The sequence below is a fragment of the Actinacidiphila glaucinigra genome (genome assembly GCF_035918135.1).
GTDB lineage: Bacteria > Actinomycetota > Actinomycetes > Streptomycetales > Streptomycetaceae > Actinacidiphila > Actinacidiphila glaucinigra.
In genome coordinates this window covers 4,788,839-4,804,726 of the sequence record NZ_CP109144.1, presented here as the reverse complement: position 1 = coordinate 4,804,726, position 15,888 = coordinate 4,788,839, and the positions used below count along the sequence as shown (strand labels likewise).

Annotated in this window: 14 protein-coding genes; 8 read left to right on the top strand and 6 right to left on the bottom strand. The window is 74.9% G+C overall.

Annotated elements, in window-relative coordinates:
- Positions 1 to 62: 62 nt before the first annotated feature.
- Positions 63 to 677, bottom strand: a complete 615-nt coding sequence (locus OIE69_RS21505; protein ID WP_326573969.1) for a PepSY domain-containing protein — start codon at positions 675 to 677, stop codon at positions 63 to 65.
- Between the two features lie 133 nt (positions 678 to 810).
- Between OIE69_RS21505 and OIE69_RS21500 the strand changes: the two genes are divergently transcribed.
- Positions 811 to 1,473: a response regulator transcription factor gene (locus tag OIE69_RS21500; protein ID WP_326573968.1), complete on the top strand. Its 663-nt coding sequence runs from the start codon at positions 811 to 813 to the stop codon at positions 1,471 to 1,473.
- Between the two features lie 35 nt (positions 1,474 to 1,508).
- Positions 1,509 to 3,080, top strand: coding sequence for a sensor histidine kinase (locus tag OIE69_RS21495; protein ID WP_326581320.1), 1,572 nt, complete (start codon positions 1,509 to 1,511; stop codon positions 3,078 to 3,080).
- Positions 3,081 to 3,090: 10 nt separating this feature from the next.
- On the opposite strand, the gene OIE69_RS21490 is transcribed toward OIE69_RS21495, so the two are convergent.
- The 3 genes from OIE69_RS21490 to OIE69_RS21480 all read right to left on the bottom strand — a co-directional run bounded on the left by OIE69_RS21490 (position 3,091) and on the right by OIE69_RS21480 (position 6,653).
- Positions 3,091 to 3,501, bottom strand: a complete 411-nt coding sequence (locus OIE69_RS21490) for an ester cyclase (RefSeq protein ID WP_326573966.1) — start codon at positions 3,499 to 3,501, stop codon at positions 3,091 to 3,093.
- A 102-nt stretch (positions 3,502 to 3,603) separates the two neighbouring features.
- Positions 3,604 to 5,277: an LCP family protein gene (locus OIE69_RS21485; protein WP_326573964.1), complete on the bottom strand. Its 1,674-nt coding sequence runs from the start codon at positions 5,275 to 5,277 to the stop codon at positions 3,604 to 3,606.
- Positions 5,278 to 5,792: 515 nt separating this feature from the next.
- A complete protein-coding gene (locus OIE69_RS21480; RefSeq protein WP_326573962.1) occupies positions 5,793 to 6,653 on the bottom strand; it encodes an alpha/beta fold hydrolase in 861 nt (286 codons plus the stop codon).
- A 110-nt stretch (positions 6,654 to 6,763) separates the two neighbouring features.
- Here OIE69_RS21480 and OIE69_RS21475 point away from each other — a divergent pair, with 110 nt between their 5' ends.
- The gene (locus OIE69_RS21475) at positions 6,764 to 7,729 is read left to right on the top strand and encodes a DUF1152 domain-containing protein (RefSeq protein ID WP_326573960.1); all 966 of its coding nucleotides are present in this window, start codon (positions 6,764 to 6,766) and stop codon (positions 7,727 to 7,729) included.
- A 22-nt stretch (positions 7,730 to 7,751) separates the two neighbouring features.
- Here the strand turns inward: OIE69_RS21475 and OIE69_RS21470 are convergent, their stop codons facing one another.
- Entirely contained in the window at positions 7,752 to 8,684 is a 933-nt protein-coding gene (locus tag OIE69_RS21470; protein WP_326573958.1) for an SDR family NAD(P)-dependent oxidoreductase, read from the bottom strand.
- Between the two features lie 86 nt (positions 8,685 to 8,770).
- Entirely contained in the window at positions 8,771 to 9,967 is a 1,197-nt protein-coding gene (locus OIE69_RS21465; protein ID WP_326573956.1) for a L,D-transpeptidase, read from the bottom strand.
- 230 nt (positions 9,968 to 10,197) lie between these two features.
- Here OIE69_RS21465 and OIE69_RS21460 point away from each other — a divergent pair, with 230 nt between their 5' ends.
- The 5 genes from OIE69_RS21460 to OIE69_RS21440 are packed head-to-tail and all read left to right on the top strand — an operon-like array spanning position 10,198 to position 15,796.
- The gene (locus tag OIE69_RS21460) at positions 10,198 to 11,394 is read left to right on the top strand and encodes a lipid II:glycine glycyltransferase FemX (RefSeq protein WP_326573953.1); all 1,197 of its coding nucleotides are present in this window, start codon (positions 10,198 to 10,200) and stop codon (positions 11,392 to 11,394) included.
- Entirely contained in the window at positions 11,391 to 13,070 is a 1,680-nt protein-coding gene (murJ, locus tag OIE69_RS21455) for a murein biosynthesis integral membrane protein MurJ (RefSeq protein ID WP_326573951.1), read from the top strand. Before OIE69_RS21460 ends, murJ begins: the two co-directional genes overlap by 4 nt.
- A gap of 17 nt (positions 13,071 to 13,087) precedes the next feature.
- Positions 13,088 to 13,768 carry a response regulator transcription factor gene (locus OIE69_RS21450; RefSeq protein WP_326573949.1) on the top strand — a complete coding sequence of 227 codons (681 nt, stop codon included), beginning with the start codon at positions 13,088 to 13,090 and terminating at the stop codon, positions 13,766 to 13,768.
- Between the two features lie 7 nt (positions 13,769 to 13,775).
- Complete coding sequence (locus tag OIE69_RS21445; protein WP_326573947.1) at positions 13,776 to 15,245, top strand: sensor histidine kinase; 1,470 nt, start codon at positions 13,776 to 13,778, stop codon at positions 15,243 to 15,245.
- Positions 15,242 to 15,796, top strand: coding sequence for a hypothetical protein (locus tag OIE69_RS21440; RefSeq protein ID WP_326573945.1), 555 nt, complete (start codon positions 15,242 to 15,244; stop codon positions 15,794 to 15,796). Before OIE69_RS21445 ends, OIE69_RS21440 begins: the two co-directional genes overlap by 4 nt.
- Positions 15,797 to 15,888 lie beyond the last annotated feature (92 nt).

The following is a 15,888-nucleotide window of genomic DNA, read 5'->3' as shown; positions in this document are numbered from 1 at the left end:
TGCGGCCGCCCGGGAACGGCGCCGGTGGCCGGGCGCGGGGAGCCCGGCCGCATGAGGCGATGTCAGTGGTCGTCGCCACCGCGGCCGCGGCCCCGGCCGTGACCACCGCCGTGGTCGTCGCCGGTGCCGTCGTCCCCGCGCACGCGGTCGCCGCCGTGGTCGTCACCCGGGGGGTCGTCGCTGCCCGCGCGGTCGCCGCCGTGGTCGTCGCCGGAGCGGTGGTCGCTCCGCACGCGGTCCCCGCCGTGGTCGTCGTACCCGGGCCGCGTGGTCGAGGGCGCGGGCGAGGCGGCGGGGGAGGCGTCCCCGGTGCGTGTACGGCCGCGGGGGCGGTCGTCCTCCGTGACCCGGCCCGTCGCGGCGTCCACGTGCAGTTCGTGCACGACCCCGTCCGCGCCGGTGACGTACACCTCCCAGTAGCCGCGGCGCCGGTCGTCCGGCTCGATCTTCGTGACGGTGCCCGGCGTGTGGGCGACCGCGGCGGCGGCCGCCTGGCTCGCCGTGATCCCCCGGGAGCCGGCGTCGTGCCCCGGGGTCGCACCGGGCCCGGCGGTCGAGGAGGCCGCGGTGCGCGCGTCGTCGCGGCCGCCGTCGTGGCCGCCCGTGGCGAACGCCGTGTAGCCCCCGGCGACGAGGACCGCGGCCGCGATGGCCGCGACGGTCGTGTTGCGCTTCATGAGGAGCCCTTCCGACCGGGGCGTACCCGGTCTGTGTCAGGTCTGTTCCGGGACCTCAATGTCGGCGGTACAGCCTGAAGGCAGCCTGAAACCGGCTGAAGATCTCTTCAGGTTGATTTGGGAGGCTGGGTCCATGCGCGTGCTCATAGTGGAGGACGAGAGACGGCTCGCGGTCTCGCTGGCCAGGGGGCTGACGGCCGAGGGCTTCGCCGTGGACGTCGTCCACGACGGGCTCGAGGGGCTGCACCGGGCGGGGGAGGGCGTCCACGACCTCGTCGTGCTGGACATCATGCTGCCCGGCATGAACGGCTACCGCGTCTGCGCCGCGCTGCGCGAGGCGGGCAACGAGGTCCCCATCCTGATGCTCACGGCCAAGGACGGCGAGTACGACGAGGCGGAGGGGCTCGACACCGGTGCCGACGACTACCTGACCAAGCCGTTCTCGTACGTGGTGCTCGTCGCCCGCGTCAAGGCGCTGCTGCGGCGCCGGGGTTCGGCGGGGGCCTCGCCCGTGCTGCGGCTGGGCACCCTCGTCCTGGACACCGCCGCCCGCCGGGTCTTCCGCAACGACGCCGAAGTGACGCTGACGGCGAAGGAGTTCGCGGTGCTGGAGCAACTGGCGGTGCGGGCCGGGCAGGTGGTCGGCAAGTCCCGGATCCTGGAGCGCGTCTGGGACTTCGCGTACGACGGCGACCCCAACATCGTCGAGGTCTACATCAGCACGTTGCGCCGCAAGCTCGGCGCGGACCTCATCCAGACGGTGCGCGGCGCCGGGTACCGGCTGGCCTCGTCGTGAGACGCCCCCGCCCCGTCGGCACCGTCCGGGCCAAGATGTCGCTCGGCGCCACGGCCGTGGTCGCGGTCGCGCTGGTGGCCGCCGGGGTGGCCGTGCTGCTGTCGCTGCGCGCCAACCTCACGGGCCAGGCGCAGAGCCAGGCCGACGACACGGCCCGCAGCATCGCCCTGAAGGTCGCCAGCCGCGGGGCGGACGCGAACCGGTACGCGCGGCTCCGGCTGCCGCAGGACGCACCGGTGCAGGTGACCACCGAGGACGGGCGGCTGCTCGCGGTGAGCGGTGGCCTGGAGCGGATCAGCGGCACGGGGGTCACCGCCGTCAGGGCCGTCCCCGTGCCCGTCGCCACGCCGGCCCCCACACCCACGCCGACTCCCACCCCGTCCGCGGTGCCGGGCCGCACCGCGGAGAGCGGCGACGACCACGGCGGCGACGGGGACGACGGCGGCCACGGCCGCGGCAGGGGCAGGGGCGGCCGCGACGACGAGTCACGCGGCGGCGAGGACGGTGACCGGCACGGCGGCGGCACGGCCTCCCCCGCCGCCGGGGACGATCCGGTCGTCGGCGACATCGGCAGGACGGTCGCGCACGGCACGGGACGGGCCACGCTGGACGGCCGCACCGCCGACTACCGCTTCGCGACCGTCAAGGCCACCGACCTCGCCGGGCAGACCGTCCTCATCCACGCGGGCGCCTCGCTGGCGGCCCGTGAGAGCGCGGTGAAGACCGCGGCGGCGGCCATGCTGGCGGGACTGCCCGTGCTGCTGCTGGTGGTCGGCGGCGCGACCTGGCGGGTCACCCGGCGCGCGCTGGCCCCGGTGGAGGGCATCCGGCGCGAGATGGCCGCCATCACGGCCTCCGAGGACCTCTCCCGGCGCGTGCCCGAGCCGGCCGCCCGCGACGAGGTGGCCCTGCTGGCGCGCACCACCAACGAGACCCTGACCGCCCTGGAGGCCGCGGTCGAGCGGCAGCGCCGCTTCGTCGCCGACGCCTCGCACGAACTGCGCAGCCCGATCGCCTCGTTGCGCACGCAGTTGGAGGTCGGCTCGGCCCATCCGCACCTGCTCGACGTCCCCGGCGCCGTCAAGGACACCGAGCGGCTGCAGCACCTCGCGGGCGACCTGCTGCTGCTCGCCCGGCTCGACGCGGGGGAACGGCCCGCGCGGCGACGGGTGGACCTGGGCGAACTGGCCCGCGAGGAGGTCCGCAGACGGCCCGCCGACCAAGTCCCGGTGACCGTCGACGTCGAGCCGCTGCGGGAAGTGGCGGGTTCACGCGGCCAGTTGGCCCGGGTGGTCGGCAACCTGGTCGACAACGCCCAGCGTCACGCGCGCGCCGCGGTGACCGTGACCGTACGCCTGCGGGACGGCCTCGTCGTCCTCGCGGTCGGCGACGACGGCGCCGGCGTGCCGCCCGCCGAACGCGCGCGGATCTTCGAGCGCTTCGTCCGGCTCGACGACGCCCGCAGCCGTGACGAAGGCGGCGCGGGGCTCGGCCTGGCCATCGCCCGCGACGTCGCGCACCGCCACGACGGCACGCTCACCGTCGGCACGGCTCCGGCGGGCGGGGCGCTGTTCGAACTCCGCCTGCCGCCGGCGGCCGGGGACTGAGACGCGTCGGTCAGGTCTCGAAACCGAGCTGGCGCAGCATGCCGAGCTGGTCGCTGCTCCCCCAGCGCTCGACCATCTTCCCGTCCGCGAACCGGCTGATCTGCATGCCCCGGTAGCTGACGGTGCGCCCCGTCGGGGCGTGGCCCATCAGTTCGCCGAGGTGCGTGCCGGTGATGGTGTACGCGAAGGCGATCTCGTCGTCGGTGGCCATGACGTGCTCGACCTCGACGTGCAGATCGGGGAAGGCCCGCCGCATCTCGCCGAACATCTCCTCGTAGCCCTCCGGCCCGGGCCCCTGACCCGGGGCGGGGTCGTGGTCCACCGAGCCGGCCGCGACGAACGCGCCGAGTTCGTCGAGATGGCCGCTGTTCACCGCTGTTCCGAAGCCCTCCAGGACGGAGATGTTGTCGCTGCGGGACATGCCGCGCTCCTTGCGGTCGCGATCTCGGGCGCGCGGGGCGCCCCTTCCTCCCTTCCACCGTAGGCGCGGCGCGGCGAAGCGGCCTGCCGGGACCGCGGCGGCTCAGCCGACGCATTCCTCCTTGTCGGCGCGCGACTGCGGGATGTCGTCCGGGAGCCGGTCCGGGTCGGCGAGCGGGGTCCCCGGGCCCTGGTAGTCGCCGCCGAGGGTCAGGGTCATGTTCGCGCGGGGTTCGGCGTCCGCCGTGCCGGGGCGGAGGGCGGTGGCGGGAAGTCCCAGCATCGCGGCCAGGGCCCTGGCCTGGTCGGCCTGGTCGGGCGCGTACTCCAGGGTCGTGCGGTCCTGCTTCCCCCCGGGGGCGTTGCCGCCGTTGGTGGAGTGGGTGACGCCCTTGGTGTTCTGCAGCCACTCCAGCGTCGTCTGCGCCGCGCCCTGGGGACCGCCGCCGTTGTGGACGAGGACCCGGACCTGCGACGGATCCGCCTTGGCGCCGCGGAGCTTGGAGTCGGCGGTCGCCGGCTTCTTCTTCGCCTTGGTCAGCGAGACGTCGCCCTTGATCGCCTTGAAGAGCGCGGGCGCCTTCCCCTCGTCGACGACGACCGTGGCGTGCTTCGTCCCCTCGGCCGGGTTGTCCTTGACCGGGAGCGTCGTGAAGGTGATGTGCTCGGGGTCGACCCGGCTCAGGTCCTTGGCGAGGTCGGTGAGCTTGGCGACGCCACCTATACCGGTGTCCACGGTGAGCGACTTGGTGGCGGCGTTCGCCAGCTTGAAGAGCTTCGTGGGGTCGGTGAGGGTGTCACCGGACTTCATCTGGCGGATCATCGAGCCGAGGAACTGCTTCTGCAGGTCGATCCGGTCCAGGTCACTGCCGTTCTTCAGCGAGTGGCGGGTCCGGACGAAGGCCAGGGCCTGCTCGCCCTGGACCTTGTTCGGTCCGGCGGGGAGGTCCAGATGGGAGCCCTCACCCTCGGGGGTCGTGTCCTTGATGGGGTGGGTGAGGCAGATCGGCACCCCGCCGACCGCCGTGGACAGGGTCTTCACGGCCTCGAAGTTGACCAGGACGAAGTGGTCGACGGGGATGCCCGTGATCTTCGTGACGGTCCGCATGGTGCAGCCCGGGTCGCGGCCCTCCTGGCCGAGGCTCTCGTTGAAGCGCGGGCCGAACGAGCCCTGCGGCGTCGCGGGGATCGTCTTGGTGGAGCCGTCCTTCTGCTTGGTCGGGCAGGCCGGGATGCCGGTGACCATGTCGCGCGGGATGCTCATCGCGGTCGCGTTCGACCGGTCCTTCGCCACGTGGAACAGGATGGTCGTGTCGGCGTGGCCGACGCTGCCGGAGTCCCCGTACTTCGCACCCAGGCCTTTGCGGCTGTCGGTGCCGATGACCAGGATGTTCACCGCGTCCTTGCTGGTCACCTGCTTGCTGCCCGCCGTGCCGACGTCGACGGTGGCGATGTTGCCGTCGAGATGCCGGTACAGGAGCCAGGCACCGGTGCTGCCCGCGAGCAGCACGAACCCGAGCGTGCCCGCGGTCCACATCAGGACCTTCCGCTTCGTGGACCGCTTCGCCTTGCGGGACGCCGGGGCCCCGGCGCGGCGGCGGCCGCCCGGTGCCGGGTCGGGCCGCTGCTCCTCGCGGCGCGCACGCCGCCCGCCCTGCCGGGGCACCGTGGGGGCCGGAGGGGCGTCGGAGTCCAGCCGCAGCCGGTAGTTACCGGTCTCGGGGTCGAGGACCCACTGGTCCGCGGGGTCGATGTCACTGCCGTCGTGCCTGTCCACGGTCGTACGGGTCCTCCGTCCACGCCCGGGGCGCCGCCCCCCGCGGTGCGCCCGGTCGTCGCCTGTGTGGTCCTGGGTCCGCCCCGCGGCCGGCCCGGGGCAACCGTTCAGACATCCGAATACGGCAGATGGTTGTCCTGGCGCGGTCAACTCCCGCGCGGAAGCGGGGGAGCACACGGGATTTCCGTGGCGGATGGACCCCTCCCGCCGCCGGGCGGCACCGCGGACGGCGGCCCCGACACCCGCGCCCGGCCCGCCGTGCCGTCACGCAATCCACGGGGAAGGACCCTCGGGGTATCGCATTTCATGCGCCATGACCGGCCGGGCACGACCGACGGACCGGCGGTGGTCGTCCTGGCCGCGCTCGTCCCAGCGACGCGACGAGCGACGTGCCGGTCGCGATTGTCGCCCACGACCAGGCCGTGCCGGCCCGACGGGCTGCAGCCCGCCCACGACCCGCCCCGCCCGGACCTCCCCGGCGTCGTCCACAGCCTGTGGACGACGCCGGGGCGCGCTCAGCCCCGCCGGGCGGCCTGCCCGGCGAGCCAGTCCAGCGCGTCCACGGCGGAGCCGAGGACCGAGATGTGCCCCTCGCCGGGGCGCAGCCACAGCTCCGCGTCCGGGCATCGCCGGGACAGCCACGCACCGTGCGCGGCGGGCACGATGCGGTCCGCACCGCCGTGCAGGACCAGGACGGGCGCGGCGACACCGGAGGGGTCGAAGCCCCACGGCGCCACATAGGCGAGGTCGTCGTCGACCATGCCGCCCGGATCGCCCTCGAGCGCCTTGCCCGCCACGTCGCCCAGCCACGCCCACGCGCCCGCCAGCGCGGCGTGGTCCTCGGGGGTGAAGAGTTCGGGGTCGAAGTCGTCGGAGGCCAGCCGCGCTTCCAGCGCCGCCCGCCCCCGGACCGCCGCTCCGAGCTCCGCCGCGCCGGAGGGCCCCATCCCGGCGAACCAGTCGAGCCCCTCCGCGCCCGACGGCGCCAGGCCGGCCCCGCAGACCACCGCCAGGACACGGTCCGGCAGCAGGGCGGCGCAGGCCAGCGCGTGCGGGCCGCCGCCGGAGTGGCCCATGACCGCGAAGCGGCCGATACCCAGCGCGTCGGCCACGGCCGCCGCGTCGCCGGCCGCCGAGGCGACGTCCCGGCCCGGGCGGGGCGTCGAACCGCCGTACCCGGGGCGGTCGTAGCCCACCCAGCGGATGCCGTGCTCGGCGGCGGCCGCGAAGAGCGGCTCGGGGGGTGTGCCGATGTTGGGCGTGCCGTGGTGCCACAGGACGGCCAGTTCAGCACCGTCCTCCCGGCCGCCGGGCCCGGTGTCGTACACGTGCAGCGTCCGCCCGTCGGCGAGTGCGATATCCGTCTCCGTCACCATCCGGCCGAGTCTAGGCCGCGTCACCGACACCCCACCGGGACCGGGCGGGCGCCCGCCGCGGGCGCGGAAATCCGCTGCCCCGGCGCACCGCCCGCTGTTACCGTCCCCCGGTGTTCTCCCTCCTCGAACCCGCCCTGTTCACCCGGCTGCGCGACGCGCGGCGGATCCTCGTCGCCGGGGCCGGCGGCGGCTTCGACGTCTACGCCGGGCTGCCGATCGCCCTGGCGCTGCGCGATGCGGGCAAGGAAGTCCACCTCGCCAACCTCTCCTTCGCCGACCTGTACGGCCTGGACCTCGATGTGTGGCTGGACCACGACGTCGCCACCGTACGCCCCTCGACGGCCGCCCGCGGCGACTACTTCCCGGAGCGGACCCTCGCCCGCTGGCTGGAGTCGCAGGGGCTGCCCTCGACCGTGTACGCGCTGTGCCGTACGGGCGTCGCACCCCTGCGGGCCGCGTACCGGGCGCTGATCGGCCACCTGGGCGGGGTCGACGCGATCGTGCTGGTGGACGGCGGCACCGACATCCTCATGCGCGGCGACGAGAGCGGACTCGGCACGCCCGAGGAGGACATGGCGAGCCTCGGCGCGGTCGGCGGGCTCACCGGCGTCCCGCAGCGCCTGGTGGCCTGCCTCGGTTTCGGCGTGGACGCGTACCACGGGGTGAACCACTCCCTGGTGCTGGAGAACCTGGCCGCCCTGGAGCGGGACGGTGCCTACCTCGGCGCGTTCTCGCTGCCGCGCGACAGCCGCGAGGGCCGGCTCTACCTCGACGCGGTCGCGCACGCCCAGGAGGCGACCCCGGAGCACCCGAGCATCGTCCACGGCTCGGTCGCGGCCGCGGTGCGAGGCGACTTCGGCGACGTTCGGTTCACGGAGCGCACCAGGCACAGCGAACTGTTCGTCAACCCGCTGATGGCGATGTACTTCTGCGTGGACGCGGTGGGCCTGGCGGCCCGCAACCTCTACCTCGACCGGCTGGAGCGGACGCAGCTCACCCGGCAGATCAGCTCGATAGTCGAGGAGTTCCGAGACGAACTTCCGCGCCAACGGCCGCCGCGGACCTTCCCGCACTGACCGTCCGCCCCGCCGGTGGCGGTCAGCCGCGCACGTCCGCCGCGAGGGCGTCCAGCGACATCCGCCACAGCAGCGCGGCCGCGTCCGGGTCCAGCGCGTGGTCGGCCACGCCGCCGGAGGTCCCGGGGATGTGGCGGTGGGCCTCGGCGCAGTCCTCGAAGTAGCGCCCCGCCACGCGCTCCAGCCCGGGCGCGGTGGCGACGTACACGACGCCGGCGGCCCCCTGTTGCGGGGTCTTGAAGGTGTGGCCGCCGGACGCGGCGGCGGCGTCCAGGGCCTCGCGGGTGAGGTGACGGGACAGGTTGGTGCCCAGCACCGCCCCGGGGTGGACGGCGTTGACGGTCACGCCGTCGGCGGCCCAGCGCCGTCCGGCCTCCACCGCGAAGAGGACGTTGGCGGTCTTGGACTGGGCGTACGCGAGGCCGGCGTCGTAGGGGCGGTCACGGAAGTGGACGTCGTCGAAGTGCACCGGGCTGCGCAGGTGGGCGACCGAGCTGAGGGAGACCACGCGGGCGCGGCCCGCGGCGGCGAGGTGCGGGTGCAGGCGGGTGGCGAGCGCGAAGTGCCCGAGGTGGTTGGTCGCGAACTGCAGCTCCCAGCCCTCGGGCGTGCGCGTCTCGGGGGTCATCATCACCCCGGCGTTGTTGACGAGGACGTGCAGGGGGCCGTGCCAGGCGGCGGCGAAGGCCGCCACGGAGCGCTGGTCCGCGAGGTCGAGCGGGGCGACCAGCACCCGCCCGGCGCCGCCGGCCGCGATGCCGGCTGCCGCGCGTTCGCCGGCGGCGGTGTCCCGTACCGCGAGGGTGACCTCGGCGCCGGCGCCTGCCAGGGCGCGGGCGGTCTCCAGGCCGATGCCGGAGGCCGCGCCGGTGACGACGGCGCGGCGGCCGGTGAGGTCGATGCCGCCGACGACCTCGGCGGCGGTGGACTGTGCGGTGAAGCCGGAGCCGGTCATGGCGCTGCCTTCCTCTCGGCGGGACGGTGGTGCCGCCCCCTTCCAGGCAACCACCGCCGGCCGTCCGCGGCGCCCCCGGGCGGGGGTCAGTGCAGCGCGCTCTTCTCCCGCCACCGGTCCCAGCTCACGTTCCAGTCGCCGAAGCCGTTGTTCGGCGCGACCGTGCCCTTGGCCTCGGACCCCTTGATCTCGAAGGGGTCGCCGACCCGGACCTGGGAGTACAGCCAGTCCGCGTCGGCGTCGCTCATGCCGACGCAGCCGTGGCTGCGGTTGGCCCGGCCGAAGAACGCGGCGTTCCAGGGGGCGGCGTGCGCGTACATCCCGGACCAGGTGAGCCGGATCGAGTCGTGGACCGTCTCGTCGTAGGCGTCGCCGAGGCCGACGGTCTCGGAGTTCATCCGGACCGTGCCCTCCTTGGCCAGCACCACCGCTGTGCCGCGCCACGAACCGGTGTCCGGTCCGGGGGTGCCGCCCGAGACCGGGACCGTGCGCACCGTCCGGCCGTCGCGCTGCAGGGTGAGCCGCTTGCGGTCGAGGTCGACCTCGACCACCTGCCGGGCGCCGACGGTGAAGGAGGCCTCGTAGTCGCGGACGAACCAGCCGCCCCGCCCGGAGTCGGTGCCGTCCAGGCGGGCGTCCAGGGTGACCTCGGTGCCCGGCCGCCAGTACTCCCGGGGTCGCCAGTCGACCCGGTCCCGGCCCGAGTAGTCGGTCAGCCAGCCCCAGGAGCCCTCGGTGCCGTCGGAGGTCGTCACCTTCAGCTGCCGCTCCACGGCGGCCTTGTCGGTCACGGGGTTGTCGAAGACGAGGGATATCGGCTGGGCGACGCCGACCGTCGTGCTGTCGCCGGGCCGCCAGTCCACCTTGTTGACCTTGCGCGCGGCGGCCGTGGTGAAGCTCGACTCGCTCCTGCCGGTCGTACCGCCCGGGGTGCGTGTCCCGGCCTCGACGGTGTACGAGGCGCCGGGCACGACGTTGCGGTCCGAGGTCCAGGTGCGGCGGTCCGCGGACAGGGTGCCGGTCAGTGCCTTGTCGTGCGGCCCGGCGACGGTGACCGCCGTGAGGGTGCCGCCCTTCGCGGTGACGCGGACGGGCTCGCCGGCCCGTACCCGCCCGCCGTGGGGGGTGACGGTGACGGTCGCCGCCCGCTCCTTCCGCTGCTCCGTGTCGCCGTCGGCGTGCGTCGCCGCCGGGGCGCCGCCCGAGCAGGCGGTGAGCACGGCGGACAGCAGGGCGGCCGCGACGGCGGCGGTGCGCAGGCGGGGCCGGCTTATCGGGCCCACACGTTTCCGGGACAACGGAGACCTCCGGGAGGGACGGGGAGAGCACGGCCGGGAAACGGCCGGACCCCGGGGACTCTAGGCCGCGAAAAGCCCTGGTGGAGCGCCTGGGAGCCGTATGACGGCAGCTGGTGAGAAACGGTCATGGTCCGGTCACATTCGCCGCTCGGGGCGGTCACGAAGGGCTGTGAGCCTTCCTGTGTTCCCACCCGACCACACCTCAGGGAGGCGCAGTGTCGGCACTGCTCGTGACGGCGGGCTGCGGCCCCCGGCAGGCCTGGCTCGGACCGGTCAGCGCGGAGACGTACCGCGCGTTCCTGGCGTCCCGGACGGGTTCGGAGCTCGGGCCGAGCTTCCTCCAGTGCCCGTCGTGGGCGCTGGTGAAGCCGGGATGGCGGCCCCAATTGCTCGGCTGGGGCGCCGGGGACGGCTCCGGGCGCGGTGAACTGCGCGGCGTCGCGCTGGTGCTGCTGCGGCAGTTCCCCGGGACGCGGAAGTCCTTCGCCTACCTGCCCGAGGGGCCGGTCGCCGACTGGTCGGACCCCGACATCGACGCCTGGCTGGCGCCGCTCCTGCGCCATCTGCGCGGGCTCGGCGCCTTCGCCGTGCGCATCGGCCCCTCGCCCGCCCACCGCCGCTGGGACGCCGCCGCGCTGAAGTCCGCGACCGGTCTCGGCCGGCGCCTGTCCGACGTCCTGGCGTGCGAGGTCGACCCGCTCGGCACTGTCGTGGCCGAGCGGCTGCGGGCCCGCGGCTGGCGGCGCTGCGGCGGCGAAGGGCCGGACGGCGGCGGGGACGCCGACGCCCAGCCCCGCCACGTCTTCCGGGTCCCGCTGGCCGGCCGCAGCACCGAGGACCTGTGGTCGGGACTCAACCAGGAGTGGCGCCGCAACATACGGAAGGCGCGGAAGTCGGGCGTCGAGGTGACCGTGGGGGGCGCGGCCGACCTCCCCGAGTTCTTCCGTCTGCTGCGGATCACCGAGGAGCGCGACGGCTTCCGGCTGGGCCGCTCGCTGGAGTACTACCAGCGCCAGTACGCGGCCCTCAACGCCGAGCAGCCGGGCCGGATGGAGCTCTACCTCGCCCGCCACGACGGCGAGGTGCTCGCCGCCCACACCATGATCACCGTGGGCCGGAGGGCCTGGTACCAGACCGGCGCCTCGGCGGACCACCGCCGCGAGGTCCGCCCCTCCAACGCCCTGCAGTGGCGGATGCTCCAGGACGCCCACCAACAGGGCGCACTGGAGTACGACATGCGCGGGGTACCCTCCACACTCGACCCGGAGGACCGGGCGTTCGGTCTCACACGCTGGAAGCTCGGAACCGGCGGGCAGGTCGTCGAGACCCTGGGGGAATGGGAGACGGCCTTGGACGGCACCGCCAACCACACGCTCTACCGGGCGTTCCAGCTCTACCTGGCACGCCGGTGAGCGCCCCTGCGGCGGCCCGGCCGGCCGACGGGACGGCCGCCCCGGCCGGGGCCCCCGCCACCGGCTCGGTGCTGCGCAGCGGCGCCCTCATGGCGGCGGGTTCGGTGGTCTCCCGCGCGACCGGCTTCGTACGGTCCGCGACCGTGGCCGCGGCGCTCGGCGTCGGCCTGGCCGCCGACGGCTACTCGGTCGGCAACTCGGTGCCCACGATCGTCTACATGCTGCTGCTGGGCGGCGCGCTCAACGCGGTGTTCGTGCCCGAACTGGTGCGGGCCGCCAAGGAGCACGAGGACGGCGGCGCCGCCTACACCGACCGCCTGCTGACCGTGTGCACCGCCGCACTGCTGCTGATCACGGCGGCGGCCGTGCTCGCCGCGCCCGCGATCGTGGCCGCGTACACCGGCTACACCGGGGCGCAGGCGGCGACGACGGTGGCCTTCGCGCGCTCCTGCCTGCCGCAGATCCTCTTCCTCGGCCTGTTCACGCTGCTCGGCCAAGTCCTCAACGCCCGCGGCCGGTTCGGCGCGATGATGTGGACGCCCGTCCTCAACAACCTGGTCGTCATCGCCGTCTTCGGCCTCTACCTGGCCACGGCCGGCACCGGCGGCGGGCTGACCTCCGGCGAGACCGCGCTGCTGGGCTGGGGCACCACGGCCGGTATCGCGGTGCAGGCGCTGGCGCTGGTGCCGTCGCTGCGGGCGGCGCGCTTCCGCTGGCGGCCGCGGTTCGACTGGCGGGGCAGCGGGCTGTCCCGGCCGCTGCGCTCCGCCGGGTGGCTGGTGCTGCTGGTTCTCACCAACCAGGTCGCCTACTGGGTGGTGACCCGGCTCGCCACCTCCGCGGGACAGCGCGCCGCGGCCCTCGGCATCGACGGCGGCGCCGGCTTCACCGCGTACAACAACGCCTATCTGCTGTGGGCCGTACCGCACGGCATCGTGACGGTCTCGCTGGTCACCGCCCTGCTGCCGCGGATGAGCGCGGCGGCGGCCGACGGCGACCCCGCTCGGGTGCGCCGCGACGTCTCGTACGCGCTGCGCAGCAGCTCCGCGCTGGTGGTGCCCGCCGCGTGCGCGCTGCTGGCGCTCGCCGGGCCGGCGATGGCGCTGGTCTTCGAGCACGGCAGGACCGACGCCGCCGACGTCGCGGTCATGGCGAACGCGCTGGTGGCCTTCGCCCCCGGCCTCGTCGCCTTCTCCGGGCAGTACGTGCTGTCGCGCACCTTCTACGCGCTCGGCGACACCCGTACCCCGTTCCTGCTCAATCTGGTGATCTCCGGGCTCAACGCGGGCCTGTCCGTCACCGCCTACCTGCTGCTGCCCGCGCGCTGGGCGGTCACCGGCATGGCCGGGGCGTACTCGGTGGCGCTCTTCGCGGGATGGGCGGTCACCGCGCACGTGCTGGGCCGCAGGCTGGCGGCGCCGGACGGCGGTCGCGGGCCGTGGCGCTCGCCGACCGCGGGCGCGCTGGCCCGGCTGCTGCTCACCGCGGTGCCCGCCGCGGCCCTGGGCCGGACGACGGCGGACCTCGCCGCGGACCTCGGACCGCTCGCCGCCGCGGTGGCCGGGGCGGCCGTCGTCGTACTGGTCTTCGCGGCCGCGGCCCGCCCGTTGCGGCTGACCGAGGTCGAGGCCGCCCAGCGGGCGCTGCTCGGCAAACTGCGGCGCGGTGCGCGATGAGTTGCGATACTCCGCTCATGCCACGCGTTCTTCTGATCGAAGACGACCCTTCCGTGCGCGAGGGTGTCGAACTGGGCCTGCGCCGCCGCGGTCATGAGGTTCGGACGGCCGCGACGGGCGAGGCCGGGCTCACCGCCCTCGGCGAGTTCCAGCCCGATCTGCTGCTGCTGGACCTGATGCTGCCCGGCATGAACGGCGTCCAGGTCTGCCGCCAGGTGCGCGAGACGAGCCAGCTGCCGATCATCATGCTCACCGCCCGCGGCGACGACTTCGACGTCGTCGTCGGGCTGGAGGCGGGCGCCGACGACTACATCGTCAAACCCGCCCGCACCGAGGTGATCGAGGCCCGCATCCGGGCCGTGCTGCGACGCATCGAGGAGCCCGCAGGCCGCCCGGCCGTCGAGTTCCACGGCGACCTCGCCGTCGACCGCGCGGGGCTCGGCGTCGCCAAGTCCGGGCAGCGGCTGGCGCTGGCGCCCTCCGAGCTGAAGCTGCTGCTCTTCCTCTCCGCCGCGCCCGAACAGGTCTTCAGCCGCCAGCAGTTGCTGGAGCACGTGTGGGAGCACAGCTACCACGCGGACGCCCGGCTGGTCGACGCCTGCGTCCGGCGGCTGCGCAACAAGATCGAGGACGTTCCCGGCAGTCCCCGCTACATACAGACGCTGCGCGGCTTCGGCTACCGCTTCGGGCCGCTGTGAGCCGCCGGTGATCCGCTGGAGGGCACGGATCGGGCTGCGCAGCCGGCTGGTGCTGGCCTTTCTGCTCGTCGCCGCGGTCAGCGCGGGCACCACCGCCGCCCTCACGTACCGCGAGGCGCGCAACGCCATCCTCGAACAGGTCCAGAACACCGCCGTCTCCTCCTTCCGCGAGCAGGCGGCCACCGTCGGCACCACGCTCCCGATGGACCGCGCGGCCCTCCAGGAGGTGCTGCGCGACATCGCCCGCAAGGGCAAGCCGCGCACCTGGGTGGTGTTCGCCGAGTACGGATCGATGCGGGTCTCCTCCGGCACCAGCCCCGTCTCCACCGTCATCACGCCCGAACTGCGCCGCGCCGCGCTGGCCAGTCCCCGGGGCGTCTTCCAGCGCGTCGACAAGGACGGCACCCCCTGGCTGACGATGGCCGTGCCGACGGTCTTCAAGACCGGGCTGTCCGCCCGCCCCACCGGGCTCGTGCTCTACGCCGTGATGCCGCTGGCCACGGAGGAGGACGACATCCGGGCGATGCTCACCGCCGCCCGCGACGGAGCCCTGCCCGCGCTGCTCGTCGCCCTCGTCCCCGCCCTGCTCGCCGCCCGCAGCGTGCTCCGCCCGGTCCGCGACCTGCGCACGGCGGCACAGCGCATCGGCCGCGGCGAGCTCGACACCCGCATCCCCGCCAAAGGCAGCGACGAACTCGCCGACCTGGCACACACCTTCAACGACACCGCGCTGCAACTGGAGCGCTCCGTCACCGAGCTGCGCCGCGCCGAGGCGCGGGCCCGCCGCTTCGCCTCCGACGTCTCGCACGAACTGCGCACCCCACTGGCCGGGATGCTCGCCGTCACCGACGTGCTCGACGAGGACGCCGAGCGGCTCGCCCCGGACACCGCGGCCGCCGTCCGCCTCATCAGCGCCGAGACCGGCAAGCTCGCCGTCCTGGTCGAGGACCTGATCGAGATCTCCCGCTTCGACGCGAAGGCCGCCGAACTCAACGCCGACGAGGTCGACGTCGCCGAGACCATCCGCAGGACCCTGGCGACCCGGCGCTGGACGGACCCCGCGCAGGTGGCCACCGAACTTCCCCCGGGCATCCGCGCCCGGCTCGACCCGCGGCGCTTCGACGTCGTGGTGGCCAACCTCGTCGGGAACGCGCTGCGCCACGGCGGCGCCCCCGTCCGCATCCGGCTGCGCGACGAGCCGTCCGACGGCGGCCGGGCCCGGTTCGCCGTCGAGGTCGCCGACAGCGGCCCCGGCATCGCCCCGGACGTCCTGCCGCACATCTTCGACCGCTTCTACAAGGCCGACGCGGCCCGCACCCGCTCCGCGGGCAGCGGTCTGGGCCTGGCCATCGTCCGGGAGAACGTCCGCCTGCACGGAGGCACGGTCCGCGCCGCCAACGGCCCGCACGGCGGCGCCGTCCTCACCGTGCGGATGCCGCTGGCCACCCCCCGTCCGGACGGGGAGGCGGCGCCGTGAGACCGCGGTCCGTCCCGGCCGCCGCCGGCCGCCGGTACGTCCCGGCCCTCGTCTGCGCGGCCGCCGCACTGCTGACCGGCTGCGGGGTCCCGGGCTCCGGGGTCGTCGAGGCGGGCGGCCCGGCCACCGTCGACGCCTTCCCCGGGGCACCGAACCGGCTGACGCTCTTCTTCCTCTCCCCCGAGGGCAGGCTCACCCCGGTCCTGCGCGCGACCCGCGACGACGCGCAGGCCCCGCCGGTGCCGACCGCGCAGGTCGTCACGGTGCTGCTGGACGGGCCCGAGCCCCAAGAGGGCAAGGCGGGACTCGGCACCGGGCTGCCCTCCTCCGCCGGGCCGGTGGACGTCGTGTCGTCCCGGGGCACCGTACGGATCACGCTGCCGTTCCCCGTGCGGCGCCTGAAGGACAACGCCGTGCGCCAGGTCGTCTGCACCGCCGCCTACGCCGAGGGCCGCGAGGACGCCGCCGCGATCGTCCTGGCCGGCAGCGACGGCACCCTCCCGCCCGCCCGCTGCGGCGGCGCCCTGCCCGGCACGGCTCCCTCGCGCTGACCGCGACCGGCGCCGAACTGCGGGCGCGCGCCATGAGCGGTAGAAGTGGAGGTGGGCCCGGACGGCCGCGTCCTGGCGGGGCCGGAAGAGGA

What these genes read in the sequence shown, in the direction of transcription:
- OIE69_RS21490 (WP_326573966.1), bottom strand. Translation starts at nt 3,501, where the DNA reads ATGTCCCGCAGCGACAACATCTCCGTCCTGGAGGGCTTCGGAACAGCG.
- OIE69_RS21480 (WP_326573962.1), bottom strand. Translation starts at nt 6,653, where the DNA reads ATGGTGACGGAGACGGATATCGCACTCGCCGACGGGCGGACGCTGCAC.
- OIE69_RS21450 (WP_326573949.1), top strand. Translation starts at nt 13,088, where the DNA reads ATGCCACGCGTTCTTCTGATCGAAGACGACCCTTCCGTGCGCGAGGGT.
- OIE69_RS21470 (WP_326573958.1), bottom strand. Translation starts at nt 8,684, where the DNA reads ATGACCGGCTCCGGCTTCACCGCACAGTCCACCGCCGCCGAGGTCGTC.
- OIE69_RS21500 (WP_326573968.1), top strand. Translation starts at nt 811, where the DNA reads ATGCGCGTGCTCATAGTGGAGGACGAGAGACGGCTCGCGGTCTCGCTG.
- OIE69_RS21505 (WP_326573969.1), bottom strand. Translation starts at nt 677, where the DNA reads ATGAAGCGCAACACGACCGTCGCGGCCATCGCGGCCGCGGTCCTCGTC.
- OIE69_RS21495 (WP_326581320.1), top strand. Translation starts at nt 1,509, where the DNA reads ATGTCGCTCGGCGCCACGGCCGTGGTCGCGGTCGCGCTGGTGGCCGCC.